Genomic DNA, 26,734 nt, shown 5'->3' on the forward strand with positions numbered 1-26,734 from the left:
CTAAGAGTTAAGCTCTTAAAGGTTGATTTAAAACTAAATCTAAGTATTGGTTTACCTTGTTTTTCAATTCTTTACGTTGCGTAATAAAATCTAAGAAACCGTGCTCCATTAAAAATTCTGAAGTTTGGAAACCTTCTGGTAAATCTTTACCAGTGGTGTCTTTTACAATTCTAGGTCCAGCAAAACCAATTAAAGCACCTGGTTCAGCAATGTTAATGTCTCCCAACATTGCAAAAGAAGCCGTAATACCTCCTGTGGTTGGATCTGTACATAATGAGATATAAGGAATCCCAGCATCTGCTAACTGTGCTAGTTTTACCGATGTTTTTGCTAATTGCATAAGGGATAACGCTGCCTCCATCATACGAGCTCCTCCTGATTTTGAAATAATCATTAAAGGTATATTGTTTTTAAGGGAATGATCTGCAGCACGCGCAATTTTTTCACCTACAACACTACCCATTGAACCTCCTATAAAGGCAAAATCCATACAGGCAACAACCAAGTCTTTACCTTTAGATTTTCCTACTGCAGTACGAACAGCATCCTTTAAGTTGGTTTTGGTTTGAGCCGTTTTTAAACGGTCTGGGTATTTTTTTGTATCCTCAAATTTTAAAGGGTCTTTAGATTCTAAGTTGATATCTAACTCTTTAAATGTATTATCGTCAAAAAGAATTTCAAAATATTCTTTACTGCCTATTCTTACGTGGTAGCCATCCTCCGGACTTACATAGAAGTTCTTTTCTAATTCTTCTGTGTCTACAATTTTACCAGTTGGAGATTTGTACCATAACCCTTTTGGGGTGTCTTTCTTCTCTTCGGTCTTTGTTGTAATACCTTTTGTTGTTCTTTTAAACCAAGTCATATTGATTAGTATATTTTAGTTTTTAGCTGAGCTAAAAAATGTGTGTTCAAAATAAAATGTTATCAAGGTACTTGATCTTAATTTTTAGCATCTATCAAAAATAAATTCAATACTAAAAAAACAAGAAAAAGCCTGACTACAAAATTAAGACTTTTTTTAAATTTCTAGTAATGACATTCAGGTTTTATTAGGAATGCATCTGTATTTCTCTGAAAAATAACATTTTAAGTAAAAAAGGTTCCGCAAGAAGCAGAACCTTTTTTATAACATTTGTAGTAAATGTATCTAAAACCTATAAAGTATTTACATTGTTAAGGTCTTCAAAAGCCTTTTTTAGTCGTTCCACGAATGTAGCTTCACCTTTACGCAGCCATACTCTAGGGTCATAATACTTTTTATTTGGTGAGTCAGCACCATCAGGGTTACCTATTTGGGCTTTTAAATATTCAGATTTTTCACCCATATAATCTCTGATACCAGTCATGAATGCATATTGTAAGTCGGTATCGATATTCATTTTGATGACACCGTAGCTAATTCCTTCACGAATTTCTTCAACTGTCGATCCAGATCCACCATGGAAAACAAAATCAATGTGGTTATGTTCAACATTATACTTTTTAGAAATATATTCTTGAGAATTTTTTAAGATTTTTGGAGTTAATTTTACATTCCCTGGTTTGTAAACACCGTGAACGTTACCAAAAGCGGCTGCAATGGTAAATTGAGAACTTACTTTACTTAATTCTTCGTAGGCGTAAGCGACTTCTTCTGGTTGCGTGTATAATTTAGAATCATCTACATCCGAATTGTCTACACCATCTTCTTCTCCTCCTGTAATACCAAGCTCGATTTCTAAGGTCATTCCCATTTTGCTCATACGCTCTAAATAGGTCTTACAAATAGCTATGTTCTCTTCGATAGGTTCTTCAGATAAATCAATCATGTGAGAACTGAATAAAGGTTTTCCTGTCTCAGCGAAATGTTTTTCACTAGCATCTAATAAACCATCAATCCAAGGCAATAATTTTTTAGCACAATGGTCTGTATGTAAAATCACGGGTACACCATAGGCTTCAGCTAAAGTATGAACATGCTTAGCACCAGCAATACCACCAGCGATAGCAGACTTCTGCCCATCATTACTAAGGCCTTTTCCTGCATTAAATTGTGCGCCACCATTTGAAAACTGAATGATTACTGGAGCATTTAAGTCTCTGGCAGTTTCTAAAACACCGTTTATAGTGTCAGATCCAATAACATTAACAGCTGGAAGAGCATAGTTATTATCTTTTGCATGTTTGAATATAGCTTGAACTTCTTGTCCTGTAGCTACACCTGGTTTTATGTTATGTCCCATAATAAATAATTGTTTTTTGTATGTTAGTTTGGTATAAAAGTAAACAAATTTGGACTAACTCTAGAGTGTTTTATACGGCTAAAACGTTAAAAGAATACTAAAACGTTGTAGTGAAAGGCCGCAAAAATTCAGGCTAAAAGGGGTAATTTATACCAATGTTATATACCGCATTGGAGAAATTGTAGTCTTGAAACCACCTGCTGCCTTTATTATAGGATGGGTCGTGGGTTTTAAATCCAACATCAAAACGAAAAACAAAAAAACTAAAGTCATATCTAAGTCCGACGCCAGATCCTACCGCCAAGTCTTTAAGCGATTTAAAGCCAGTAAAAGTAGCACCTTCGTCCGTCACGTTATCTAAAACATTATATATATTACCAACATCTACAAAAACGGCTCCGTAAAAATTATGGAAAATATTAAACCGTTGTTCGGCATTAAAAGCTAGTTTTAAATTAGCTTCATTAAATTCATCTGTTGTTTGCGAGCTTCCTGGACCCAAGCTATAGGCCGTCCATGCTCTATTGTCGTTAGGACCACCTGCGAAAAAACTTCGAGAAAAGGGTATGCTGTTTGAGTTTCCATAGGGTATAGCAATACCTAAAAAACTTCTAAAGGCTAGGATGTTTTTTTTGCCTAAATCCCAGTGTTTTATATATTCAATTTCTGTTTTTATAAATTGAGAATAGGCCACATCGAATAGTGTGTTTCGCCCCTCATCATCTTCTTTTAGTTTTAAAAGATTTGAACCTAATGAGAGTAAATTTCCTGCAGGCTCCAATTTAAAACGGAAAATAGAGTAATCTTCATCAAACAGATTCGCGCGTTCGTTTACTGTGACACTCCAACTAGCAGATAAAATAAGGTTGTTTTCTGTTAGTCGATTTTTACGTTCACTAATGCTATTTATAGTGTTATATTGATTGTCTGAAAATTCAGGAGGGGGAGGAACCGTAGTGGCATATTCAATAAAATCGTTTGCCTGATCAGGAATCTCTAAGGTTTCATCTGGGCCAATATAATTCACATCCTGCGCAATGTCATTTAAGGATTCAAATGAATTTTGATACACATTAAAATAGGCGTCAACATTTAAATTTTGCACGTATTGCACATTAAAAACTTCCAGTCTATTTGTAACAGTTTTGTTAGGGGACCAATTATAATTAAAACTACCTCCCAAAGTTTGTTTGTCTAGCCCAATATTAGTTTGACTGGTCATGGCCAAATTAATATTGGTGGTAGGAGACATGTATTTAGGAATTAAATGTTTTGTGTAAAATGGCGAGAAAAACCTTGGGATAGTTAATCTGAAATCGATTCCATATTCAATAATGTCGAAAAAAGCATTACTGGTGTTGTTTTTGTTATTGGCTTCTTTGGACGAGCCAATTGATCCCTTTCCTGCAATTTCTAAGGTTTCGGCACCTCTAAAAATATTACGCATTAACAAGCTTGGGTTTAATGAGAAACCTAATGTTTGAATATTACTAGTAGAAACATCGGTGCTAAATCCTAGGCTGAATTTTTTTAAGGGTGTTAATTTAATAGTATCGGTTATCGTATTGTCAAGGCGTTCGGTTACTTCGATGTTTGGATATCTAAATGTTCGCAATTCTTTTAAATGACGGTAGGTGTTAACCATGTCTTGGTCTCTAAAAACGTCTCCTGGTTTTATAAAAATAGCGTCTACAATAGCCTTGGGCTGATGCTTCATTTTACCATAACTGTAAAATTTATAACCGTTAAACGAAATAGAGTCTTGAAATGGTTTTCCGCGATTTTCAAAAGAGTAGTCTGTAACAACATTAACATCACTAATGGTATAAATCTCAAAAGGTTCTCTTCTTATGGAGTCATGGGTACGTATCGAGCGATTTTGAATAGTTAAGCCTACGTTTACCTTTTTATTGGTGCCAATGGTGTCAATTTCAAAAGTGATATAATCTTGGTTAAAATGATACACTCCAGAATTACGTAATCTCGTTGAAATTCTTTTACGCTCATCATCAAAATTAACTGTTTTATATTGAGCATTCGTTTTTATAAAAGATTCGGCTTTATAACGGTCATAAAGCGATTTAACCTTGGGAGATTTAATCTTTTCGGTAATCGAATCAATTAAAAAACCTGGACCTGTTTTTACATCATACTTTATAGTCGCTTTTTTATTGTCTTCCTCAATAATATCGTATTCAGCAGAAGCATTAAACCAGCCATTGTTAATATAGTAAGCTTCTAAACGATTAACCGATTTCTTAGCCTTGCTTTCATTAATAATAACAGGAGCTTCACCAGTTTCTTTGAGCCAATTATTAAAGCCGATGGCAGAACTTTTCAAATTATCAACCTGTTTTTGTGAATATCTTCTTTTTAGACGTTCTCTGCGCTTTGGGTTTTTATCAAGCCAAGCCTCAAAAATAGAGTCTCTATTTGGTCGTGCTGTATTATAGATGTTTAATCTTAAAGGAACACCAAATAAATTACTATTAGGATGTTGATAAAGTAGATTTTCAGTCTTTTCTGAATTGTCTTTTTTTTCATTTACAAACACTTCGTTTTCTAATAATAACAGTTCACTATCATTAACTCTTTTTACAGTATCACAGGAGTAAATATACCCTATGATGCATGCTAAAATGAATATTTTTAAGTGCTGTTTTTTCAAATGAAAAATAGTTAATTCAGGTTTAATAGCGTTTTTCTTAAATGAAGTATTCTAATAAGATTATTTAAGATTCAAAAATACAGTATTTAAGCTAAAAAATGTATTTTATTAAATCTAGTCTAGGTAAATCTTATAATTATTTTCTTTTCTTTATAAAAAATTTAAAAGTCCATGCTTTCTAAAAGTCAGATCAAGTTAATAACCAGTTTAAAGCAAAAGAAATACAGGCAACAGCATGGTTTTTTTGTTGTTGAAGGCATAAAAACAATTCGCGAACTTCTAAATTCTGATTTAGAGCTGCATCAATTGTATACTACAGAATCTTTTGGCGAACACTTGGAGCGTGAAGTTTTAGTTTCTCATGCAGATTTAAAAAAAATCAGCTATTTATCGACTCCAAATACAGCGATGGCGCTTTTTAAAATGCCTGAACCTAAACCTATTCAAGAAAACAAACTGATTGTTGCTCTAGATGATGTTAGAGACCCTGGGAATTTAGGAACTATAATTCGATTATGCGATTGGTTTGGTATTCAAGATTTAATATGTAGTAAGCAAACAGTAGATTGTTATAATCCGAAAGTTATTCAGGCTACTATGGGGTCTATAACCCGAGTAAACATTAATTATGTTGATTTGGAAACATTTATCAAGGAGCAAAAAAGTACTGTTTTCGGGGCTTTTATGGAAGGCGAAAATGTATATGCTAATAAACTCCCTCGTGAGGGTGTATTGGTTATGGGTAATGAAGCCAATGGGGTTTCTGAAGCTGTTGAAAAATTAATTACTGCTAAGATTTCGATCCCTAGGTTTGGCGATTTACAGGCCACAGAAAGTTTAAATGTTGCAACAGCTACAGCTATTTTACTCAGCGAATTTAAAAGGGTGGCATTCTAATCTATCTCACATTCAAAAATTTTTCAAAATTTGATGTTTTATTAATCAAGTTTTGAAATTATCAATAAGGGGTTATTGGAACGTAAAGTTTAAAAACACCCCTCTGGTTTTCATATTTGCAATATTACTAGTCCATGGGCTATTTGGATCTTCATCTCTAATTAATTCATCGGAAATAGCAAATACACCACGTACAGTAGGTGTGAATTTAAAGTTGTATAGATAGAAGTCTATTCCAAACCCTAGTTCGTAAAACAATGGCGTTGTTGCCGTTCTAAACTGTCCGCTAGAATTGTCTTCTGGGTTCGTTTCGTTACTAGATAAGTTTATGGCTGCTGAAAAACCTCCAACAACAAAAGGTTTAAAATTGTTGATGCGTTTGGTTGATACCTTTAATAATAACGGAACGTGTATGTAGGTTGATTTTATTTCCCTAACTAAATCTGCATCGGTATAACCTATACCATCAAAGTAGGTTTCGCTATACTTTAATTCTCTAGTGGTAATGTTTAACCCAGGCTCTAAACGTAAATCCATGTATTTGTTTAAGCGTAAGTTTCCAATTAAACCCACACTAAATCCTGGGCTACGTTTTACATAAATATCACGTAAGTCTTCGTTGTAATCGAAGTTGAAATCTAGGACGTTAACACCTAAATAGTACCCCCAACGCAGTAAATTGTAGTCTGTTGAGCCCCGTCCCTGATTAGCGTCGTAAACAACTTTTTCTTTGCTAAATAGTTGAGCGTTTGATGTTTGAAATATAAAAAGGAAAGCGGTTAATGCAAAAAAATGCTTCATATGGTTACTTAGATGATTTGTAAATAGTTGCCACACCCAAAGTTTGTGGAAAATCTTCAACATTAATAAACCCAATTTTTCGTAAAATATTGTTTAAAGCTTCACCATATGGAAATACTGAAGCTGATTCTGATAAATATTGATAAGCACTTCGGTCTTTAGAGAAAATCTTACCAATAAGGGGCATAATGTTTTTGGTATATAGATTATAACCTTGTTTGAATGGTGTTTTTGTAGGGATTGAAGTTTCTAAAATAACGAACGTGCCATTGGGTTTTAGAACACGATAAATTTCTTTTAAGCCGTTATCTAAATTTTCAAAATTCCGAACTCCAAACGCCACAGTTATGGCATCGAAAGTATCATTTTTAAAAGGTAGTTTTTCGCTATCCCCTAAAACCATTTCAATTTTAGAATCTAGACCTTTCTTTTTAACTTTTTCTTTGCCAATTTCAAGCATTCCGCTGCTAATATCCAGTCCAACAATTTTAGTTGCATGAGTTTCGGCAAGATTTATGGCTAAATCACCTGTTCCTGTTGCAATGTCTAAAATGCTTTCAGGATTGCTTTTGTTTATGATTTTAACAACGTTTTTACGCCATTTTATATCAATACCGAAGGATATTACGCGGTTTAAGCCATCATAGTCACCAGAAATATTGTCGAACATTTTGGTAACTTGTTCTTTTTTGCCTAATGCGCTGTTTTTGTATGGTTTTACTTTTGACAAGTTCGTAAATTTTTGACAAATATAAACTTTTAAAGAAGCTTTACATAATAGGGCTCTAAATAATTATATTGATTCAATTTTATTAAAGCCCCTTATAATTTATATTATATTTGTTCTACTTTTTATGACCATACGAAAATGAAAATAATAATTGCAGGAGCAGGTGAAGTAGGATTTCATTTGGCAAAATTATTGTCTTACGAATCTCAAGAAATAACTTTAATTGACCCCAATAAAAAAAGTTTAGCACACGCAGATAACCAATTGGATATTCGTGTTGTTAAAGGTGATGCAACTTCTATTGCAATTCTAAAAGAGGCGAGAATAGATTCATGCGATTTGTTTATTGCTGTGACTTCCAGTGAAACTACAAATATTACAATTTGCGTTTTAGCGAAACAATTAGGCGCTAAACGAACGATTGCTAGAATTTCTAATACAGAATTTATACGTTATAAGGATGAAGTGGGATTTACCAAATTTGGTATCGATGAGTTAATTTCTCCTGAGGCTTTGGCGGCTTCGGAAATTGAACTATCATTAAAACAATCTTCCTTCAACGAGACCTATGAGTTTGAGCAAGGGGCACTTTCTATGGCAGGTTTAACACTGTCAAGATCGGCTACTTTTGTGGGAAAAACAGTTAAGGAGGCTGCTGAAGTTTTTCCTGAAATTCATTTCGTACCTATCGCAATTCAACGTTTTGGAACACAGTATACAACCATTCCAAGAGGTGATACCGTTTTTAAACGAGGTGATAACGTTGTTTTTATTACTTCTGAAGGTGGTGCTGAAGAATTGTGTAAGCTATCTGGTAAAGTTAATCGAGAGATTAAGGATGTTATGATTTTAGGTGGTGGACAAATTGGTTTTAAAACCGCTCGTGATTTAAGTGCTAAAGGTTTTAATGTAAAACTACTAGAAGGCAATAGAGATCGCGCCTTTGATATTGCCGATGTGTTAACGAAAGTCCTTGTTATTAATAGTGACGGTAGAAATGCCGATCTGTTAGATGAGGAGAATATTGCCGATATGGATGCTTTTATTGCTGTGGGGCCAAATTCTGAAACCAATATTATGTCTTGTTTAGTCGCCAAATCTAAAGGGGTTAAAAAGACTATTGCGTTGGTTGAAAATATGGACTACTTTGATCTTTCACATTCTATTGGGATCGACACTTTAATCAATAAAAAGCTACTAGCAGCAAACAATATTTTTAGATATATACGTCGTGGAGAAGTCGTTGCCATGACCAAACTAAGTAACTTAAATGCCGAATTATTAGAGTTCGAAGTAAAGAGTTCGTCGGCTGTTTGTAATAAAGCCATTAAATCTATAGATTTTCCAAGAAGCGCAATTATTGGTGGGGTGGTAAGAAATGGAGTTGGTATGATCGCTTTAGGAAGCTTTAAAATTCAGGCAGGGGACCGTGTTGTGGTTTGTTGTTTATTAAAATCTATTAAGAGTGTTGAAAAACTATTTATATAATTAAAGAGTATCCATATTGAAACTTAATTTTAAAATCATTTTTCATTTTTTAGGATTGCTATTAGTGTTTAATGGTGGTTTTATGTTGCTGTCTGCATTAGTTAGTTTAATTTATCAAGACGGTGTAACATCCCAAATATCAATTGCAGGGGTATTAACGATGCTTGTAGGTGCTGTTGGAATGTTGTTTACTAGAACTCACGAGAAAGTGATGAACAAGCGTGAGGGGTATATTGTTGTAACTTTTGGCTGGATCTTTATGTCGCTTTCTGGAACCTTACCCTATGTAATTACTGAAAGTATCCCTAGTTTTACCGACGCTTTCTTTGAAACCATGTCTGGCTACACGACTACAGGAGCTTCCATTTTAAACGATATTGAAGCCATACCTAAGGGCGTGTTGTTTTGGCGTAGTTTAACCCATTGGATTGGGGGTATGGGAATTATCGTTCTCGCCATTGCTATTTTGCCACTTTTAGGAATTGGTGGTATGCAACTTTTTGCCGCCGAAGCGCCAGGGCCAAGTGGAGATAAATTACATCCGCGTATTACTGATACAGCGAAACGTTTATGGTTAATTTATTTTAGCTACACTGCCGCAGAAACGCTGCTTTTAAATCTCGCTGGGATGTCCTTTTTTGATGCGATTAATCATGCTATGTGTACGCTTTCTACTGGAGGATTTTCAACTAAAAATGCCAGTGTTGCCTATTGGAATCACCAACCGATAATACAATATATTATCTGTTTGTTTATGTTCTTAGCAGGCTCAAACTTTGTATTGAGTTACTTCGCCTTTAAAGGGAGATTTCAAAAAATATTACATGATGAAGAGTTTAGCTTGTATTTTAAATTTATAACCATATTTACTGCTATAGCGGGGCTAATTATTTATTTTCAAGCAGATTTAAGTGTGTCTTCAATTCATCATCCTATTGTTTGGGGAGAAGCGGAAAGTGCCTTTAGGCATGCGCTATTTCAAGTGCTATCTATAATTACTACGACTGGGTTTGTTTCGGCAGATTATACACTATGGACGCCATTTTTGGTTGTTTTCTTTTTCGGATTAATGTTCTTAGGGGGGTCTGCAGGAAGTACATCTGGTGGTGTAAAAGTAGTACGTCATTTAATATTAATAAAAAATGGATTTTTAGAATTTAAACGAACGCTACACCCTAATGCTATTGTGCCTGTACGCTATAATAAGAAGGCAATAAATAGATTTATCGTATTTAACGTGCTGGCCTTTTTTATTTTATACATGCTCTCTTTTATAATAGGCGCCTTAGTGTTTTCTATGTTCGGGTTAGAGTTTAAGTCGGCCATAGGTTTGGCGGCATCTACTTTAGGGAATGTTGGACCGGCCTTTGGTGATTTCGGACCCGTAAATAATTACGCATTGCTACCAGGGTTAGGGAAATGGTGGGCTTCTTTTTTAATGCTTATTGGGCGTCTTGAATTGTTTACGGTGCTTATTCTGTTTACACCGTTCTTTTGGCGAAACCGATAAGGCATTATATAAGTCCAAGATTTTTAGCTTCCTTAACTATATTGGAGGAGTTGTTGTTTTCGTTAATCAATAATTATTTTAATTTATTTTTCCTTACCTCAATGGCTCTATGGGATAATGCAATATACTTGCAAATATCCTTAGTCTTTTCTCCCATAGATAAATGATATAAAATCTGTCGGTCCAGATCATCTATGCTAATATTATTATATCTTGGTTTTATATATTCTTTTATTGTTTTACTGAAATAGTTTTTTCCTTGTAAAACTAATTCTATAGCATTTTTTAAATCCTTTGTCTCGATATCGGTTTTAATAATAAATCCTTCTGGATTTATATCCTTAATAATGTTGTTAATTCTTAAATAATTTGAAACATTGGTAAAATAATTATTTTGGAGTCCGGATGGACTTTTCTAATTAAACTACCTAAATCTTCTCCACATTTATATATATTGTTTTTTGAAACAGGTAGTTGTAAATCTAGCAATATTAAGTCATGCTTTTTGGTTTGTATGTGTTGATATGCCTCTTCGCAGTTTTGAGTAATAGAGGCTTTAAATTTGTAATTTATTATATTATCAATAATTACTTTGTAAGCATTTACTATAATTTGACAGTCTTCAATAATAAGTAGGTTAACTATTTTTTGGCGCATATTTAATTTAGCTTGGTTGTTGAATGTAAGATTTTTTCTAAAAAAAACAATATTTCTTACATTTTGTGGTAAACCCACAAAATATATATAAGAATAAGGTTTTAATTTGTTCCAAATAAGTAGTTAATCGAAAATCCTAGAAACAGAGTAGATGCTTAATTTAAATAATTTATTTTTATGAAAACATTAGAGTTGAATCAAATGGAGGCACTTCAGGGGGGCTGTCTTGGAGTTGTGTGGGCGGTGCTCTAGGATTAGTCGCGCTAGGAATAGGAATGTCAGTCTCTATGCCAGCTGTCGGTTCACTAGCCTGGGGGGCAATGATGATTAGTGCTTTTGGAGCTGGAGGCTCAGGTCATTGTGCTTATAACTGGGGATAATTCGTTCTATTATATAGCTGCGAAGGTTAATAAATTAAATATATTATCTATGGAAAATAAAAAGAATATTTTATTACAAATAATTGGTTTTTTGCTTTTAGGGTTGTTTGTCTCAAGGTTGTATTTTGAAAAAGATGTTACAGTTTTAAATTTTTATCTAAAATTTGATTTTTTAATGAATTTTTTAATAATAATAGGAGTCTTTCTTATGTCAATCAAATTGGGTAAAAAAGTACAAACAAAAGATAAATAAACTGTTTAGCTAATAGAGGGCAGTAAATCATAGATTTTTTTAAGAGATTCAGTTTTTCTTTTATCGAAGGTACTTCACTTATAGTTGGTGAAGCTTCAAGTAAAGTTTCTAATTCTTTGCTATATCTAATTTCTTGTTCCAAATCATTACTATCATTCTTCATAGGCATTTTACCTTTCCAATCTTCTTGATAAACATAAACCGCTTTTCGAAGTTGTTTTGAACGTTCTCTTAAAACATCAATAGCTGAAACGGGGTTAGATTTGGATAAGGTATGAGTAGCATCTACAATGATAGAGCTTGAACGCATAATCCCTTTTTCAACAGCAATAGCTACTGTTTTGTTTATTAATAAGTCTAGTAAGTTAGTGTCTTTAAGACGTTGTCTACGAAATTTGGTTAAGGTACTAGGATTGATTACAACTGCTTCAGGAAGTATTTCTAAAAAATACTTAAAAGACATATCATAACGTGAACGTTCCACTACATCAACATCTGAAACCGTATAAATCACTTTTAATAGTAGATACTTGAAAAGTTTTACTGGACATTCGGCGGTTCTACCTTGATTTAGGGAATACTTATCTAAAAGTTCTTCATAAACGAAATTGAAGTCTATCAAGTCATTGATTTTTCGCAATAAATTATCTTCTGGAACTATTAAATCATAAAGGGAACTATATTCACTTAGTTGTAAAGTCTGTTGTTGTGATAGCATCACTAAAAATATAAAAAGGGATAGAATTTTTAAAATTCTATCCCTTTTATTAATTATTTAGACTTTTTCAGTAGCCTCAATTCAATTAGCGGCTTTTTTATATGAAGTGTTACTGCAAGTGATTATTCCGTTACAGCAGCTTTAATTCTTTTAATCGCTTCAATAATTTGATCTTGAGACGCAGCATAAGAAATACGGATACAATCCGGGTTTCCAAAAGCTTCACCAGTAACTGTAGCAACTAGAGCTTCTTCTAATAAGTATAAAGAAAAGTCTGTGGCATTGTTAATCTTTTTGCCTCTAAGAGTTTTTCCGAAGTAATGTGTTACGTTAGGGAAAACATAAAAAGCACCTTCCGGCGTATTTGTTTTGAAACCTTCAACATCGTTTAGTAAATCTAAGATTAAATCACGACGTACTTTAAACTCATCAATCATGTATTGCACACGAGAAGGCGCCTCGTTTAAAGCAGTGATTACCGCACGTTGTGCGATACAGTTTGTCCCACTTGTTATTTGTCCTTGAAGTTTGTTACATGCACGAGCAATTTTTTCTGGAGCTCCAATGTAACCAACACGCCACCCTGTCATTGCGAAGGCTTTAGAAACCCCGTTTACAGTAATTGTGTTGTTAAACATATCTTCAAATTCAGCCATGCTTGTATGACCTTCACCATAATTAATGTGTTCGTAAATTTCATCTGAAACTACGTAGATATTTGGATGCTTTACTAAAACATCAGCTAAACCTCTTAATTCAGATTTGCTATAAACCGATCCACTAGGGTTACAAGGTGAACTAAACCAAATCATTTTCGTATTTGGTGTAATAGCTGCTTCAAGTTGCGCTGGAGTCATTTTAAAATCTGTATCGATAGATGTTTTAACTTCTACAGGTACACCGTCATTTAATTTAACAATATCAGAATAACTTACCCAGTAAGGACATGGTAAAATAACTTCATCACCAGCATTCAACATCACTCCAGCAATATTAGCTAAAGATTGTTTTGCTCCTGTAGAAACTACAATTTGAGCCGGCGTATAAGTTAAATTATTATCACGTTTAAATTTAGTAATAATAGCTTCTTTTAAATCAGCATAGCCATCAACTGGAGAATAAGAATTGTAATTTTCATTAACAGCTTGAATTGCTGCTTCTTTAATGAAATCTGGCGTGTTAAAGTCTGGTTCACCAAGACTTAGTCCAATAATATCTTTTCCTTCGCCTCTAAGTTCTCTTGCTTTTGCTGCCATTGCTAACGTTGCAGACGTAGCCATGTTTAAAATTCTATCAGATAGTAATTGCATGTAAATTTATTTGTTAATTGTAAATTTTAAAGGTTTATGCGTAGTTAGGTTTTTTTCCCAATACTTTTAATTGGTTATAATGTTCGGAAACGGCTTTCCAAAATGTAGAATATTCATTGTATGGTAAACTACATTCTTTAGCGGTTTCTTTAACGATTTTAGCTAATTTGCTGTAGTGTATGTGACTAATATGTGCAAATAAATGGTGTTCTACTTGTCTATTTAAACCTCCTGTGTAAAACTCTGCCAACCAGCTTTTAGGTGAAAAATTTGAAGTCGTATACAGTTGGTGAATAGCCCAAGTGTTTTTCATGTTTCCATTTTCATCTGGTTCAGGCATTTCAGTATTTGGCATAACATGCGCTAATTGAAAAACAACACTTAAAATAATTCCTGCGGTATAGTGCATCACAAAGAATCCAATTAAAACTTGCCACCAAGCAAAGCCTAATGATAGTGGTAACACAATCCAAATAAGGTAATAAATAATTTTACCAATAATTAACTTGGTCCACTGGGTAGCTGGGTGCGGCATTTTACCGTATGCCAATTTTCTTTTTAAATATTTATAACTTTGAATGAAATCTGTAGTAATTGCCCAGTTTGCAGTCAATAAACCATATAGGAAAAAGGCATAAAAACGTTGGTATTTGTGAATTCTTAACCATTTAGTATGTTTAGAAAAACGGATAATTCTACCTGCATCTATATCTTCATCGTGACCTTGAATGTTTGTATACGTGTGGTGCAATACATTGTGTTGCACTTTCCAGTTATAATCATTACCAGCTAAAACGTAAATGCTACTTCCCATGAGTTTGTTAACCCATTTTTTACTAGAAAATGATCCGTGGTTGGCATCATGCATCACATTCATACCAACACCAGCCATTCCAATTCCAGTAGTAATCATACATAAAATTTGAGCCCACCAAGGTAAATCAATTGCAAGTACAAGAGCAACAGGTACAATGAGTAATGCAAACATGATTACTGCTTTTAAATAGAGTTTCCAATTACCCGTACGTTTAAGATTATTTTCCTTAAAATAATCGTTAACACGCTTATTAAGTGTGCGGAAAAATTTTGCTGAATCTGTTCTAGAAAATGTTAATGCTTGTTTTGTCATGCTATAATCAATAATTAATATGGCGTTGAAATTTTCATTCTACCATATTCTGCGCAAAGATAGGAATAAACAAAGTTAAGTAATCCCAAATTTTTGTAAAAAAATGGGTTTAAAAAGTATATTTTTGTTGAAAATTTAACAATAATGGAACTCATCTTAAAGTATTTTCCTGAGCTTACCGAAGACCAGATAAACAAATTTACACAGTTAGAATCTCTTTATAAGGATTGGAATTTGAAAATTAATGTGGTGTCTAGAAAGGATATTGATGAATTATATTTACGTCATGTGCTTCACTCTTTGGGTATTGCTAAAGTGATTTCCTTTAAGGATGGTAGTAAAATTTTGGACGTTGGAACAGGTGGTGGGTTCCCCGGCATTCCTCTAGCTATCATGTTTCCAGAATGTTCTTTCCATCTCGTAGATAGTATTGGTAAGAAGCTTAAGGTGGTAAATGAGGTTGTTGAAGGTTTGGGTTTAACAAACGTGAAAACAACTCATAGTAGGGTTGAAGAAATTGATAACCATTTTGATTTTATCGTTAGTAGAGCTGTTGCTATTATGCCAACATTTGTACATTGGGTAAAAGGTAAAATAGCCAAAGATCAAATGCATGACATGAAAAACGGCATTCTGTATTTAAAAGGCGGTGATTTAACCGAAGAACTTCAAGATTATAGAACCACAACCATTTACAATTTAAGTGATTATTTTACTGAAGATTTTTACGAAACTAAAAAAGTCGTGCATTTACCTTTAAAGTATCGAGGTTAGGTATTACAACTTAACCAACTCATTGATACCTTTATTGAAAAAGAAATATTGATGTTGAAACCAATAAGTTTCACTGTATTGTTGAATGTTTGTTACGTTTGATCCCAGACCTATAATACGGTTGGCACGATCAAAATGTAGTTTAGCTTTAACAGTGTCGTTTAAATTAACATAGGCAATGGCTAAACCTAGTTCGGCATCAAAATCTTTTGAATCAAATTTCAAAACATTTTCAAAATCCGAAATAGCTACGGCATCTTCACCTAAAAATAAACTTGAAGCCCCTCTAAAGAAGTAAGCAAACGCATTAGTTTTGTCAAGAAATAGAGCTTTGTTAAAGTCGTTTTTTGCATCTTGATAACGCGTTATTTCCATAAAAAACACACCTCGGTTATAGTAGTTTTCAGAACTTTTTTCAATGAGTATAGCTGTTGAATAATCAGCATGTGCTTTTTGATAGTGCTCTAAAGCATTATGCGCCGAAGCTCTTAGTACGTAGGTTTTTGGTTGTCCTGGAGCTGCTTTTATAACTTTATCGAAGTCACTTATTGCTTTTTCATACTCGCCTAATTCTAAACGCACACAAGCTAAACTGTACAAGGCATCTATAAATTTATTATCTAAAATATAGGCTTTTGCATAATCTTCTTTTGCTTCGGCGTAATCTTGAACACTGTATCTGGAATTTCCTCGGTTATAGTAAGTGTCGGCGTCTGGATTTTCCACTATAATTTTAGAATAGTCTACAATAGCGCCATAAAAATCTTCTGAATTATTTTTTGCTAATCCGCGCTGAAAATAGGCGTCAAGATTCTTCGGTTCTAGATCAATAACCTCATCTAGCATTGAGATTCTTTCTTTTAAATCTGATGTTCTTAAAGCTTGCCTGTACAGTTTACTTGTTTGTCCAAAAGAAAATAAAGGCAAGGCAATACAAAGGGTAAATAGTAAATTTTTCATCGAGGTTTTCATTCGCAAATAACATGCCAGTTTGAGGAAATAAAGTTAATGAATAATTTTCGTAAGTTGCCATCTTGTTTTACAGACTAAGTTTATATGTGTACCGTAACCATTATACCAACAGGAAATCAAAATTTTGTTTTAACTTCTAATCGGGATGAGGCGCCAGAACGAGTGGCTATAACTCCGAATATTTATGATGTAAACGGCGTAAACCTGTTGTTTCCAAAAGATAAATTATCTGGAGGAACGTGGATTGGTGTTAGCGACAAGAAGCGATTAATTTGCGTGCTAAATGGTGGCTTCGGCATCCATAAACGAAAAGCCTCTTACAGAAAAAGTCGTGGTATTGTTGCTAAAGATTTGATGCTTGCTGATGCTATTTCTTCAGAAATTAAAAATTATGATTTTAGTGATATTGAACCTTTCACAATTATAATTGCCGATTGGAATTTTAGTTTAAAATTTTATGAATTGGTGTGGGATGGAGAACAATCGCATTTTTCAGAATTGCCTTTGGAACCAAAAATTTGGTCATCTTCAACCTTATATTCTGAAGCGATGAAAAATGAACGACAAGATTGGTTTAAAACATTTCAATCTGGCAATGAATTAAATTCTACCAATATGCTTAAATTTCATAAACATTCTCATAAAGAAAACAAAGATTATGGTTTAGTTATGGATCGTGGTTTTGTGAAAACTACCAGTATAACTCAGGTTGAAAAACTCGAAAATATGGTGAGCATGCGTTTTGAAAGTATGGGTAACCAACAGGTTTTTATTGAAAAACTAAATTTCAAAGAAACAATAGTGAATGGGTAGAAAGGGAATAATTTTAACGCTAGCTTATCCCGATACCATTGTTAGAGGGCCTAAAGAATGGTATGCGCCCTTTATGCGTTTCGTGGGTATGGGCACCAAAAACTACATACGTGCCGGTCATGCTGCTTTGGTTCTAATAGATGAAAACACAGGAGATTTGGCGTATTATGATTTCGGACGCTATATCGTGCCAGAGCCTTATGGACGCGTTCGATGTCGAGAAACTGACCCAGAATTAACCTTACCATTACAAGCTGAAGTTGTAGATGGTATGGTGAAAAATATGGATGACATTTTAGTGTATTTAGCCACGCATCCAAAAATAACGCATGGTGATGGAAAAATGTTAGCTTCGTTATGCTGTGCAATTGACTATGATAAAGCCAATACTTTTATTTCGGAATTACAAAGCCGAAAGGCTATTAGGTATGCTGCTTTTATAAAAAAAGCGTCAAACTGTGCGCGTTTTGTGACTGATGTGCTCATTGCTTCGGTAACAGATGAAGCCATTAGAAAAAATCTCGAAAAATCAAAAAGATTTACACCAAGTACGGTTGGAAATGTGTTATTAGGGAATACAGAAAAGTTGGTTTATGACGTTTCCGAGAAAGGGGTTGTTTCTGAATTTAAAGGGTCTCAAAAAAGTGAAAATTTACGATGTTTTTTAGATCGGTTGAAGGATCATAAACCTAATCTAGAAGGGAATTTGATTCCCAAAACTGTCGCTGGTTTATCCGAAGAAGCGCAATGGCTTTCAGGAATAGGCAGTGGTGCTTGGTATTTGTTAGATAAAACTGAGAGTGAATTAAACTTTAGGTTTAGACGTGTTTCACCCTACGGAACCATAGATTGTGATGCTGATTTTTCAGTGGATAATAATAATTTTTGTTTTGATTCCGAATTTAGGTTTTTACCTTTTTCTAATTGTAAAAGCTTTCAAATAGAACAAAATAGTACGGTTTTTAATTTTAATCGGGTTATTGCTCTTAAGGACAACAAAGTGCTACAAGTAAACGGAAACAGTTAGAAATACCATTGTTGTAATTATTAAAATAAGGAGTAGGGGTGTTACAAATTTTAGCCACTTGTCGAATCCGATTTTAACAATGGCTAAAGCTGCTAATATTAATCCGGTCGGACTTATTAAGTAAAGTAATCCCATGCCATATTGATAGGTGTTAACAATAACTTCACGTTCCAAGTTTACGGTATCTGCCAGAGGAGACATGATAGGCATGGTTAAAACGGCCATTCCTGAAGATGATGGCATAAAGAAGGATAGGCCTGCATAAATAAAAAGCATAAAATTAGTAAAAAGTCCTTTGGGCATACCTTCAGTGATATTACTGGCGTAATAGAGTAGAGTGTCGCTTATAAGTCCGTCTTCCATTAAGATGGTAACACCTCTAGCAATACCAACAATAAAGGCGACACTTAATAAGTCGCCAGCGCCTTTAGCAAAATTTTCGATAAAAACACCTTCATTTATTTTAGCAATAAACCCAATAATGATGGCGCCTATTAAAAACGTTGTGGTCATTTCTACAAACCACCACTCTAAAAATGAAACACCAATAATCATCACGATAAAACATAGTGTAAACACAAAAGTGATAAGTTTAAGCCTTGGTGTGAATTTTATATTTGGATTTGTATGTATCTTGAAAAGGGACTCAATGGCTTCCTTTTGATCATAAACTATAGATTTTGAAGGGTCGCTTTTAACACGTTTTGCATATCGCAGTATATATATTATGGTAATGGTTAAACAGAGCGTTAGCATGAAAATACGACTTTGTAAACCTGTGGTCCAACTTATTCCTGCAGCGTCTGAAGCGATAATGGTTGAAAACGGATTTATAGTTGAACACATAGTACCAATAGCAGAACCTAGAAAAATACAACTCACACCAACTATGGCATCGTATTTTGCGGCTAAAAACACTGGGATTAAAATCGGGTAAAAAGCCATAGTTTCTTCGGCGAGACCAAAGGTTGTGCCTCCTGCTGCTATAAGCGTAGTAACTACGATAATTAAAAGGTATTCTCTTCCTTTTAAAGCCTTAGCCATCCAAGCAATGCCAGCATCAAAAGCACCAGTGATATTCATAATGCCAATTAAACCGCCAATAATCAGAATAAGGAAAATAATATCTGAAGCTGCTATAATACCTTTTATGGGCGATTTGGCTAAGTCTCCAAAACCTTGGGAGTTTGGTTCGAGTTTCTTGTAGGAATTTGGTATGCCAATGGGTTTATAAATAGCGCCACTAGTAAATTTTTCCAAAGGAATTTTAATGTTGAGGTCGTTTAAGGTTTCTGATGTTGCCGGGAGTTCCTTGGTTTCCTTTAAGCTTGTTACGCTGAAAGTGTTACTTGATTTATTGTAAGAGAGGCTGTCATATTTTCCAGCCGGAATAATCCAAGTGAGCAATGCAACAAATCCTGCAATAATAATAAGTATGGTTTGTGCTGAAGGAAATTTTAGTTTTTTCATATCCAATATTAAAACCAAGAAATAACTAGTATTGCTGTAATTTAGTTAAAAATAATGAATTTTAAATTACAACACTGCATTGTAGACAAAAGGAGAAGTAGTAGTTTTCTAACAACTAACAACTAACAACTAACAACTAACAACTAACAACTAACAACTAACAACTAACAAAATAATTAGTTTATAGCAAATGGTGCGCTAAGTTTAAAATTAGGAATAGTAACTTGAAACTTTTTGGTTGTCGTGAAGTTTACCATGCTGTAATAGCCTTGCATGGCTCCAAATGGAGAGGTTAATAAACATCCAGAAGAGTAGGTGTGCGATTCACCTGGTTTAAGAACTGGTTTTTTTCCAACAACACCTTCTCCAGAAACGGTTTCAATATTATTTAATGCATCTAATATTTCCCAATGACGTGCAAAAAGTTGAACAGAATCTTTACTCTGGTTTTCAATAGTTATGGTATAGCCAAAGGCGTATTGTATTTTATAGTTTTTATAAAATGAGCCTTCGTAAGTGGTTTTTACGGAAATTTTTATGCCTTTTGTAACCTGTTGAACCATTGTAACTAATGATATACCATGTGTTTATAAGTGCTAATGTAACAAAATATTAATGTCTGTCACAAATTTTAACGTGATTGGTATAAAAATTAGGTAATTAGCAATTTTAGTTGCTGATATTTACGGAAGTCCCTTCGTTATAGCCTATAATTCTATCATATCTAGCGCCTAAATCTCTGTAGTAGATCAATACTTTGTAGCTGTTTTCGGTTTGCCAGAAATTACCACTAATTAAACCCTCGTCAATGTTTCCGAGAGAATCTACCGCAACATACTTGTAGTTGTAAAAACCTTGTTTTAACAAGATGTTTTTCGTGAAGGCATTTTTTGAGGCGTCGTAAGTAAGAAGTGTGCTATCGTCTATTGAGTAATTATTAAAACTACCATAAACATGGATGTTTTTATCCTTTAAAGAATTATCAGCTTTTAATGAAAAATGCATCCAAACGTAATCTGCCTCAATATCAGGATTTGTTGCATCTAAATTATTAATAACATAATTACCATTAATGTCTGGATTATAGGTGTAAGGTTGGTTCGCGCGACTCACATTTGTATACATATAATTATGATACAACTCTTTTAAGTCTATAAATTGAACGTTGTTGTTTGCGCCACGAACATCTTTGTTTTCAAAAAAGAAATATTCGTTTCCTCCCCAAAAACTAGTTTCCGAGTCATATTTATATACTAATTGGTTTCCTAAGGTGTATTGAGGCTTGATGTTGGTAATAGCTGTTTTAAGATTGTTGTTTTGAATAATCACTGCATTAACAGTTTGCAGCGGGTTGTTAAACTGAAGGCGGTTCGAGTCTACAATAAGTTCGACCCGTTGTTTCGTTTCTATGGTTTCCATATCTCTAGTGCGCTTTACAACAACACCAACATTTGCAAGGCTTTCATAAAGCATGAATTTTCGAGAAAAAACGAGTTCACTGTTATTGTCATAAATAAAAAGCATATAATTTCCAGAAACTTTTAAGCCTCTGGTTTGATTGTTCGGAATGGTAAGTTTGTAGTGGGAAAATATTTGATAGGTGTTAAAGGAATTCTCGTATTCCCTGATACGTTGGTTGTCGAAACCATTTAGGTATTCCGATTGTACTAGAACGGAAGATGTCCAGTCTCGGTTATAATATTTTATTTTGTAATAAAAATCATCTTCATTGCCATTTAAGGCATCAAATTCTAAAGTGATAGGATCACTAATATTTAAAATTGGTAACTGGTTTTCGTTGGTGTTACCTCTAAAATTGATAGTCTTTATGTAGTCGGGTGGATTGGTTTCTTCAACTTGTGCAAAAAGAAATAAAGGAAGTAGGAAAGCGATGATGTGTATTGTGAGTTTAAGTCTCATTTGGAGTCTGTTTTGTGTAAATATAGTTAAATTATACAGGTTTGCAATCCTGTTATTAAGAATCAGTATAAATAATATCAGAGATTCTTTTAGAGTGCGAATTTCATAATTTATACGTATTTTTGCTGCGATTTTTAGACAACTAATTTCAATAAATATAAATATGTCAAACGACATTCGTATTAAAAAAGGTCTGGACATTAAACTTAAGGGTGAGGCTGAGAAAACTGTTGAGCAAGCAGTGACCAGTAACTACTGCACCATAAGGCCAGAAGACTTCCACGGAATTATTCCAAAACTTATTGCAAAAGAGGGTGCTACAGTCCAAGCTGGAGATACTTTATTTTTCGATAAATCTAATGAAGCCGTAAAATTTGCTTCTCCTGTTTCAGGGAAAGTGATAGAGGTTGTTCGTGGACCAAAAAGGCGCATCGATGCCATTAAAATTGAAGCCGATAAAACACAATCTCACAAGGATTTTGGACAGGTTAATGTTGAAACTGCAAAACCAGAAGACCTAAAAGCGCATTTACTTGCTTCAGGGTGTTGGCCATTTGTAAAACAACGTCCGTACGATGTTGTAGCAAATCCAGATAAAGCGCCAAAAGCGATCTTTATTTCTGCATATGCCAGTGCACCATTAGCAGCCGATTTAGATTTTACCTTAAAAGGTAAAGAAGCTGAATTACAAGCGGCTATTACTGCTCTAGGGAGGCTAACTGAAGGTCAAGTGCATGTTTCAGTTGGGAAAAATGCAAGTTCTCCACTTTCAAGTTTAAACGGAATTACTTTGCATAAAGTTTCTGGACCACACCCATCAGGGAATGTTGGAACACAAATCAATAAAATCGACCCTGTTAATAAAGGGGAAGTGGTTTGGACAGTGAATCCTCAAGACTTGGTGATTATTGGTGAGTTGTTGTTAACTGGGAAGTTCAACGCAGAACGAATTGTTGCTTTAGTAGGTTCTTCAGTTCAAAAACCAAGATATTTTAAAACACTTGCAGGAAGCGAAGTGGCAACGATCATATTTGATAAAGGTATTGATAGATCTGGCCATGATCGTGTGATTTCTGGTAATGTTTTAACAGGAAAAGAAATTAAACCAGACGGAAGTTTAGGGTATTACGATAACGTGATTTCTGTGATTCCAGAAGGTGATGATTATGAGTTTTTCGGATGGACAAAACCTGTATTTAATAAAGTTTCTACTTCAAGAGCATTAACTTTCTCATGGTTAACACCTAACAAAGCTTACGATTTGAACACCAATACAAACGGTGAACACAGAGCTTTTGTAACCACAGGAACTTACGAAGAGGTCTTTCCTTTAGATATATTTCCATTACAAATCTTAAAAGCTTGTATGTATAAAGATTTAGATGAAATGGAAGCTTTAGGGATGTACGAAGTTGCCCCTGAAGATTTTGCTCTAACAGAATTTGTTTGTGTGTCTAAGCAACCACATCAAAAAATAATTAGAGAAGGTTTAGACTTAATGCTAAAAGAAATTGGATAATTATTCATTGAGAAACGAAATGAAAAATATTACAAGATGGGTTTAAAAGAGAATTTACATAATTTTAAAGTTAAAAATAAAGGGAAGAAGTGGTTACCAGCTTTTTCTGCCATTCATACCTTTTTATTTTTACCTAATGAGACCACACATAATGGGACTCATATAAAAGCAGCCGACGATTTAAAACGTACCATGAATACCGTAATTATGGCTATGGTACCATGTTTAATCTTTGGTATGTTTAACGCAGGATACCAACATCACCTAGCTTTTGATGGTATTCAAGCCGTATCAGGAGGGTTTTTTAGTCCAGAATTTTGGACTTTAGATAACTTCAATGTTGGTTTTTGGAAAATTATACCACTAGTACTCGTGTCTTACGGTGTTGGTTTAGGTATTGAGTTCATATTTGCAATCATTAAAGGTCATGAAGTTGAAGAAGGCTACTTGGTAACAGGTATGTTAGTGCCACTTATCGTGCCTATTGATATTCCATTATGGATGCTTGCTGTTGCCGTTATTTTTGGTGTAGTTATCGGAAAAGAAGTTTTTGGTGGAACAGGGATGAACATTCTTAATCCAGCATTAACTATTCGTGCATTTTTATTCTTCGCATATCCTACTTGGATGTCTGGTGATAAAGTATGGGTTGAAGGTGCTGTAGCAAGAGATCAAGCGATTGCCGCTGGTCAAAATTTAGATGCAGTTTCAGGTGAAACCGTTCTGGGTAGTTTAGCACAAGGAAAAGCCGTTGTTCACTCAGCTGCCGATATGTTCTTTGGATTTATACCAGGTTCTATTGGTGAAACATCAACACTTTTAATCATATTGGGTGGTTTATTCTTAATATTCTCTAAAATTGGAAGTTGGAGAATCATGTTGTCTTCAGCACTTGGAGCTATTGTTATGGGCTTAATTTTCAATCAAGTTGTTGATGCAGGAGTGATTACTGAAACAAGCAAGTTTTACGGCTTAATGAGTACACCATTTTGGCACCACTTACTTATTGGAGGTTTTGCTTTTGGTACCGTGTTTATGGCTACCGACCCTGTAACGGCGTCGCAAACAAATAAAGGAAAATGGTATTACGGTTTCTTAGTAGGATTTATTTCTATCTTAATCCGAGTATTCAATCCAGCTTACCCAGAAGGTGTGATGTTAGCTATTCTATTAATGAATGTTTTCGCACCAACAATTGATCATTATGTTGTTCAAGGTAATGTGAAGAAAAGAAAGAAACGTTTAAAAGTAAAAACGGCTTAACAATGGAAAACAAAACGGATAAAAATTCATATACTATAATATTTGCCATTGCCATGGTTGTCGTGGTTGGCGCGTTATTAGCATTTACGGCCTCTTCTTTAAGTCCGAAAATTTCTGAAAACCAACGTATAGAAAAGCAACAGAATATTCTATATGCTATGGGTGTTAATGATAACGATGAGTCTAGCGCAGTATTTGTTTCTACAAAGGATGCACCAGAATTATTTGACAAGTATATCTCGAAGCAGTTAGTGATAAAAAACGGAACTCCTGAAGAAGATGATAAAGCTTATTTAATAGACCTTAAAAAAGACAAGGCCGCTGCTGGAGGAGATCCTTCGAAACGTAACTTGCCTTTGTTTATTGGAGAAAAAGACGGTGTAACTCATTACATTATTCCTATCTACGGAAAAGGTTTATGGGATGCGATTTGGGCTTATGTTTCCTTAGATGAAAACATGGTCATTCAAGGGGCTTATTTTGATCACAAAGGAGAAACTCCTGGTTTAGGTGCAAATATTAAGCAACGTTACTTCATGGACGATTTTATTGGAGAGCATGTTTTAGATCAAAGCGGAAACTTTAAAGGGGTGACTGTTGCTAAAGGAAATGCAGATCCTACAAACGAAGATAAAACAGATAACGAGGTTGATGCTATTGCGGGAGCTACTATCACAGGTGATGGTGTTACAGCAATGATTAAGAGTGATTTAAAACTTTACAAGCCTTATTTCGATAATTTAAAAAATAATTAATTTATGGGACTTTTATCAAAAAAAGACACAAAGTTAATCACAGACCCATTAGCAGATAATAACCCAATTACCATTCAGGTATTAGGTATTTGTTCTGCATTAGCTATTACAGCCGAACTTAAAGCTTCTATTGTAATGTCTATTTCAGTATTATTCGTATTAGGATTTGGTAATGTTATCATTTCATTAATGCGTAACATTATACCTTCAAAAATTAGAATTATAGTACAGTTAACTGTGGTTGCTGCTTTAGTAATTATTGTAGATCAAGTTCTTAAAGCTTTTGCTTACGAGTTAAGTAAAACACTTTCAGTTTTTATTGGTTTAATTATTACAAACTGTATCATTATGGGGCGTTTTGAAGCTTTTGCTTTAGCAAACGGACCTTGGAAATCTTTCCTTGACGGTATTGGAAACTCTTTAGGATACGGTGTTATTCTTATTATAGTAGGTTTCTTTAGAGAATTATTAGGTTCTGGAACGCTATTAGGTTTCCCTGTATTAGGTGATCCTATTGCAAAAACAGGGTTATATTCTATTGGGTACGAAAATAACGGATTCATGTTATTATCGCCAATGGCATTAATCGTTGTGGGTATCATCATTTGGGTACAACGTTCAAGAAACAAAGCTTTAGTAGAAGATCATTAAAAATTAGTTTGTAGTTGATAGTTATTGGTTAATAGTCATTTACCAATAACTAAAAACCAAAAACTAAAAACTAAAAAAATATGGAACATTTAGAATTATTTTTAAAATCAATATTTATAGACAACATGGTATTTGCCACGTTCTTAGGGATGTGTTCTTACCTAGCTGTATCTAAAAAAGTGAGTACAGCTGTTGGTCTTGGTGCTGCAGTAATCTTTGTATTAGCCATAACAGTGCCTTTAAACTGGTTATTAGATCAGTATTTATTACAACCAGGTGCTTTAAAATGGTTAGGTGCTGAGTATGCCGATTACGATTTAAGCTTCTTATCTTTTATCATGTTTATTGCAACCATTGCAACCATGGTACAATTAGTTGAAATTGTGGTTGAAAAATTTTCACCATCATTATATAACTCACTTGGTATTTTCTTACCGTTAATTGCGGTAAACTGTGCCATTTTAGGAGGGTCTTTATTCATGCAATCTCGTGAAATTCCATCATTAGGATTAGCGACAACTTACGGTGTAGGTTCGGGAATTGGATGGTTTTTAGCAATTCTTGCTATTGCTGCCATTCGTGAGAAAATTAGATACTCTAATGTACCACCTGCCTTAAGAGGTCTAGGAATCACATTCATCATTACAGGATTAATGGCCATTGGTTTCATGAGTTTTGGAGGGATGTTAACAGGAGGTGATGATGAAGCGCCTAAAGAAACTGCAACTGCAAAAGTTGAAAGTTCTAAAGCAGAATCAGAAAATAATAAAGTGATCGCTAACAACATAAAAGTAACCGAGTAAT

General features: G+C 34.2%; 23 protein-coding genes and 1 pseudogene. 11 read left to right on the plus strand and 13 right to left on the minus strand.

The window, feature by feature from the left end; translation table 11 throughout:
- Positions 1 to 7: 7 nt before the first annotated feature.
- The 3 genes from accD to KO493_RS11315 all read right to left on the minus strand — a co-directional run bounded on the left by accD (position 8) and on the right by KO493_RS11315 (position 4,893).
- Positions 8 to 865, minus strand: a complete 858-nt coding sequence (gene accD / locus KO493_RS11305; RefSeq protein ID WP_216068084.1) for an acetyl-CoA carboxylase, carboxyltransferase subunit beta — start codon at positions 863 to 865, stop codon at positions 8 to 10.
- A gap of 292 nt (positions 866 to 1,157) precedes the next feature.
- A complete protein-coding gene (gene fbaA / locus KO493_RS11310) occupies positions 1,158 to 2,225 on the minus strand; it encodes a class II fructose-bisphosphate aldolase (RefSeq protein ID WP_216068085.1) in 1,068 nt (355 codons plus the stop codon).
- A 133-nt stretch (positions 2,226 to 2,358) separates the two neighbouring features.
- Positions 2,359 to 4,893: a BamA/TamA family outer membrane protein gene (locus tag KO493_RS11315; RefSeq protein ID WP_216068086.1), complete on the minus strand. Its 2,535-nt coding sequence runs from the start codon at positions 4,891 to 4,893 to the stop codon at positions 2,359 to 2,361.
- A gap of 171 nt (positions 4,894 to 5,064) precedes the next feature.
- Between KO493_RS11315 and KO493_RS11320 the strand changes: the two genes are divergently transcribed.
- Positions 5,065 to 5,790 (plus strand): TrmH family RNA methyltransferase, encoded by a 726-nt coding sequence (locus tag KO493_RS11320; RefSeq protein WP_216068087.1) that lies wholly within the window; start codon positions 5,065 to 5,067, stop codon positions 5,788 to 5,790.
- Positions 5,791 to 5,862: 72 nt separating this feature from the next.
- Here KO493_RS11320 and KO493_RS11325 read toward each other — a convergent pair whose 3' ends face one another.
- Entirely contained in the window at positions 5,863 to 6,591 is a 729-nt protein-coding gene (locus KO493_RS11325) for a porin family protein (protein ID WP_216068088.1), read from the minus strand.
- A 4-nt stretch (positions 6,592 to 6,595) separates the two neighbouring features.
- On the minus strand, positions 6,596 to 7,321 hold the full coding sequence (ubiE, locus tag KO493_RS11330) for a bifunctional demethylmenaquinone methyltransferase/2-methoxy-6-polyprenyl-1,4-benzoquinol methylase UbiE (RefSeq protein ID WP_216068089.1): 726 nt from the start codon (positions 7,319 to 7,321) through the stop codon (positions 6,596 to 6,598).
- 108 nt (positions 7,322 to 7,429) lie between these two features.
- Here ubiE and trkA point away from each other — a divergent pair, with 108 nt between their 5' ends.
- Positions 7,430 to 8,809 carry a Trk system potassium transporter TrkA gene (trkA, locus tag KO493_RS11335; RefSeq protein WP_354667435.1) on the plus strand — a complete coding sequence of 460 codons (1,380 nt, stop codon included), beginning with the start codon at positions 7,430 to 7,432 and terminating at the stop codon, positions 8,807 to 8,809.
- Between the two features lie 13 nt (positions 8,810 to 8,822).
- Entirely contained in the window at positions 8,823 to 10,319 is a 1,497-nt protein-coding gene (locus KO493_RS11340; RefSeq protein ID WP_216068502.1) for a TrkH family potassium uptake protein, read from the plus strand.
- Between the two features lie 360 nt (positions 10,320 to 10,679).
- Here KO493_RS11340 and KO493_RS11345 read toward each other — a convergent pair whose 3' ends face one another.
- The 4 genes and pseudogenes from KO493_RS11345 to KO493_RS11360 all read right to left on the minus strand — a co-directional run bounded on the left by KO493_RS11345 (position 10,680) and on the right by KO493_RS11360 (position 14,766).
- Positions 10,680 to 11,054: a response regulator gene (locus KO493_RS11345; RefSeq protein ID WP_216068091.1), complete on the minus strand. Its 375-nt coding sequence runs from the start codon at positions 11,052 to 11,054 to the stop codon at positions 10,680 to 10,682.
- A 583-nt stretch (positions 11,055 to 11,637) separates the two neighbouring features.
- Positions 11,638 to 12,327 (minus strand): annotated as a pseudogene (locus KO493_RS11350) (transposase); the annotation flags it as partial.
- Between the two features lie 122 nt (positions 12,328 to 12,449).
- Complete coding sequence (locus KO493_RS11355) at positions 12,450 to 13,637, minus strand: pyridoxal phosphate-dependent aminotransferase (protein ID WP_216068092.1); 1,188 nt, start codon at positions 13,635 to 13,637, stop codon at positions 12,450 to 12,452.
- Between the two features lie 34 nt (positions 13,638 to 13,671).
- Positions 13,672 to 14,766, minus strand: coding sequence for a fatty acid desaturase family protein (locus KO493_RS11360; RefSeq protein ID WP_216068093.1), 1,095 nt, complete (start codon positions 14,764 to 14,766; stop codon positions 13,672 to 13,674).
- Positions 14,767 to 14,910: 144 nt separating this feature from the next.
- On the opposite strand from KO493_RS11360, the gene rsmG reads away from it, so the two are divergent.
- A complete protein-coding gene (rsmG, locus tag KO493_RS11365) occupies positions 14,911 to 15,540 on the plus strand; it encodes a 16S rRNA (guanine(527)-N(7))-methyltransferase RsmG (RefSeq protein ID WP_216068094.1) in 630 nt (209 codons plus the stop codon).
- A 3-nt stretch (positions 15,541 to 15,543) separates the two neighbouring features.
- Here the strand turns inward: rsmG and KO493_RS11370 are convergent, their stop codons facing one another.
- Positions 15,544 to 16,500, minus strand: coding sequence for a tetratricopeptide repeat protein (locus KO493_RS11370; protein WP_216068095.1), 957 nt, complete (start codon positions 16,498 to 16,500; stop codon positions 15,544 to 15,546).
- Positions 16,501 to 16,596: 96 nt separating this feature from the next.
- Here KO493_RS11370 and KO493_RS11375 point away from each other — a divergent pair, with 96 nt between their 5' ends.
- Complete coding sequence (locus tag KO493_RS11375) at positions 16,597 to 17,325, plus strand: NRDE family protein (protein ID WP_216068096.1); 729 nt, start codon at positions 16,597 to 16,599, stop codon at positions 17,323 to 17,325.
- Positions 17,318 to 18,352 carry a DUF6695 family protein gene (locus tag KO493_RS11380; RefSeq protein WP_216068097.1) on the plus strand — a complete coding sequence of 345 codons (1,035 nt, stop codon included), beginning with the start codon at positions 17,318 to 17,320 and terminating at the stop codon, positions 18,350 to 18,352. The genes KO493_RS11375 and KO493_RS11380 overlap by 8 nt, the downstream gene beginning before the upstream one ends.
- On the opposite strand, the gene KO493_RS11385 is transcribed toward KO493_RS11380, so the two are convergent.
- The 3 genes from KO493_RS11385 to KO493_RS11395 form a co-directional block, all read right to left on the minus strand.
- Positions 18,329 to 19,822, minus strand: coding sequence for a YfcC family protein (locus tag KO493_RS11385; RefSeq protein ID WP_216068098.1), 1,494 nt, complete (start codon positions 19,820 to 19,822; stop codon positions 18,329 to 18,331). The two genes, KO493_RS11380 and KO493_RS11385, sit on opposite strands and share 24 nt — an antisense overlap.
- A 176-nt stretch (positions 19,823 to 19,998) precedes the next feature.
- The gene (apaG, locus tag KO493_RS11390) at positions 19,999 to 20,385 is read right to left on the minus strand and encodes a Co2+/Mg2+ efflux protein ApaG (RefSeq protein ID WP_216068099.1); all 387 of its coding nucleotides are present in this window, start codon (positions 20,383 to 20,385) and stop codon (positions 19,999 to 20,001) included.
- A gap of 106 nt (positions 20,386 to 20,491) precedes the next feature.
- Positions 20,492 to 21,742 (minus strand): DUF5103 domain-containing protein, encoded by a 1,251-nt coding sequence (locus KO493_RS11395; protein WP_216068100.1) that lies wholly within the window; start codon positions 21,740 to 21,742, stop codon positions 20,492 to 20,494.
- Positions 21,743 to 21,905: 163 nt separating this feature from the next.
- Here KO493_RS11395 and KO493_RS11400 point away from each other — a divergent pair, with 163 nt between their 5' ends.
- The 5 genes from KO493_RS11400 (at position 21,906) to nqrE (ending at position 26,733) form a co-directional block, all read left to right on the plus strand.
- Complete coding sequence (locus tag KO493_RS11400) at positions 21,906 to 23,261, plus strand: Na(+)-translocating NADH-quinone reductase subunit A (RefSeq protein WP_216068101.1); 1,356 nt, start codon at positions 21,906 to 21,908, stop codon at positions 23,259 to 23,261.
- Between the two features lie 36 nt (positions 23,262 to 23,297).
- Entirely contained in the window at positions 23,298 to 24,524 is a 1,227-nt protein-coding gene (locus tag KO493_RS11405; RefSeq protein WP_216068102.1) for an NADH:ubiquinone reductase (Na(+)-transporting) subunit B, read from the plus strand.
- 2 nt (positions 24,525 to 24,526) lie between these two features.
- Entirely contained in the window at positions 24,527 to 25,279 is a 753-nt protein-coding gene (locus tag KO493_RS11410) for a Na(+)-translocating NADH-quinone reductase subunit C (protein ID WP_216068103.1), read from the plus strand.
- Between the two features lie 3 nt (positions 25,280 to 25,282).
- A complete protein-coding gene (locus KO493_RS11415) occupies positions 25,283 to 25,930 on the plus strand; it encodes an NADH:ubiquinone reductase (Na(+)-transporting) subunit D (protein WP_216068104.1) in 648 nt (215 codons plus the stop codon).
- 80 nt (positions 25,931 to 26,010) lie between these two features.
- Positions 26,011 to 26,733, plus strand: a complete 723-nt coding sequence (gene nqrE / locus KO493_RS11420) for an NADH:ubiquinone reductase (Na(+)-transporting) subunit E (protein ID WP_216068105.1) — start codon at positions 26,011 to 26,013, stop codon at positions 26,731 to 26,733.
- Position 26,734 lies beyond the last annotated feature (1 nt).

The sequence above is a fragment of the Pseudotamlana agarivorans genome (genome assembly GCF_018860245.1).
GTDB lineage: Bacteria > Bacteroidota > Bacteroidia > Flavobacteriales > Flavobacteriaceae > Pseudotamlana > Pseudotamlana agarivorans_A.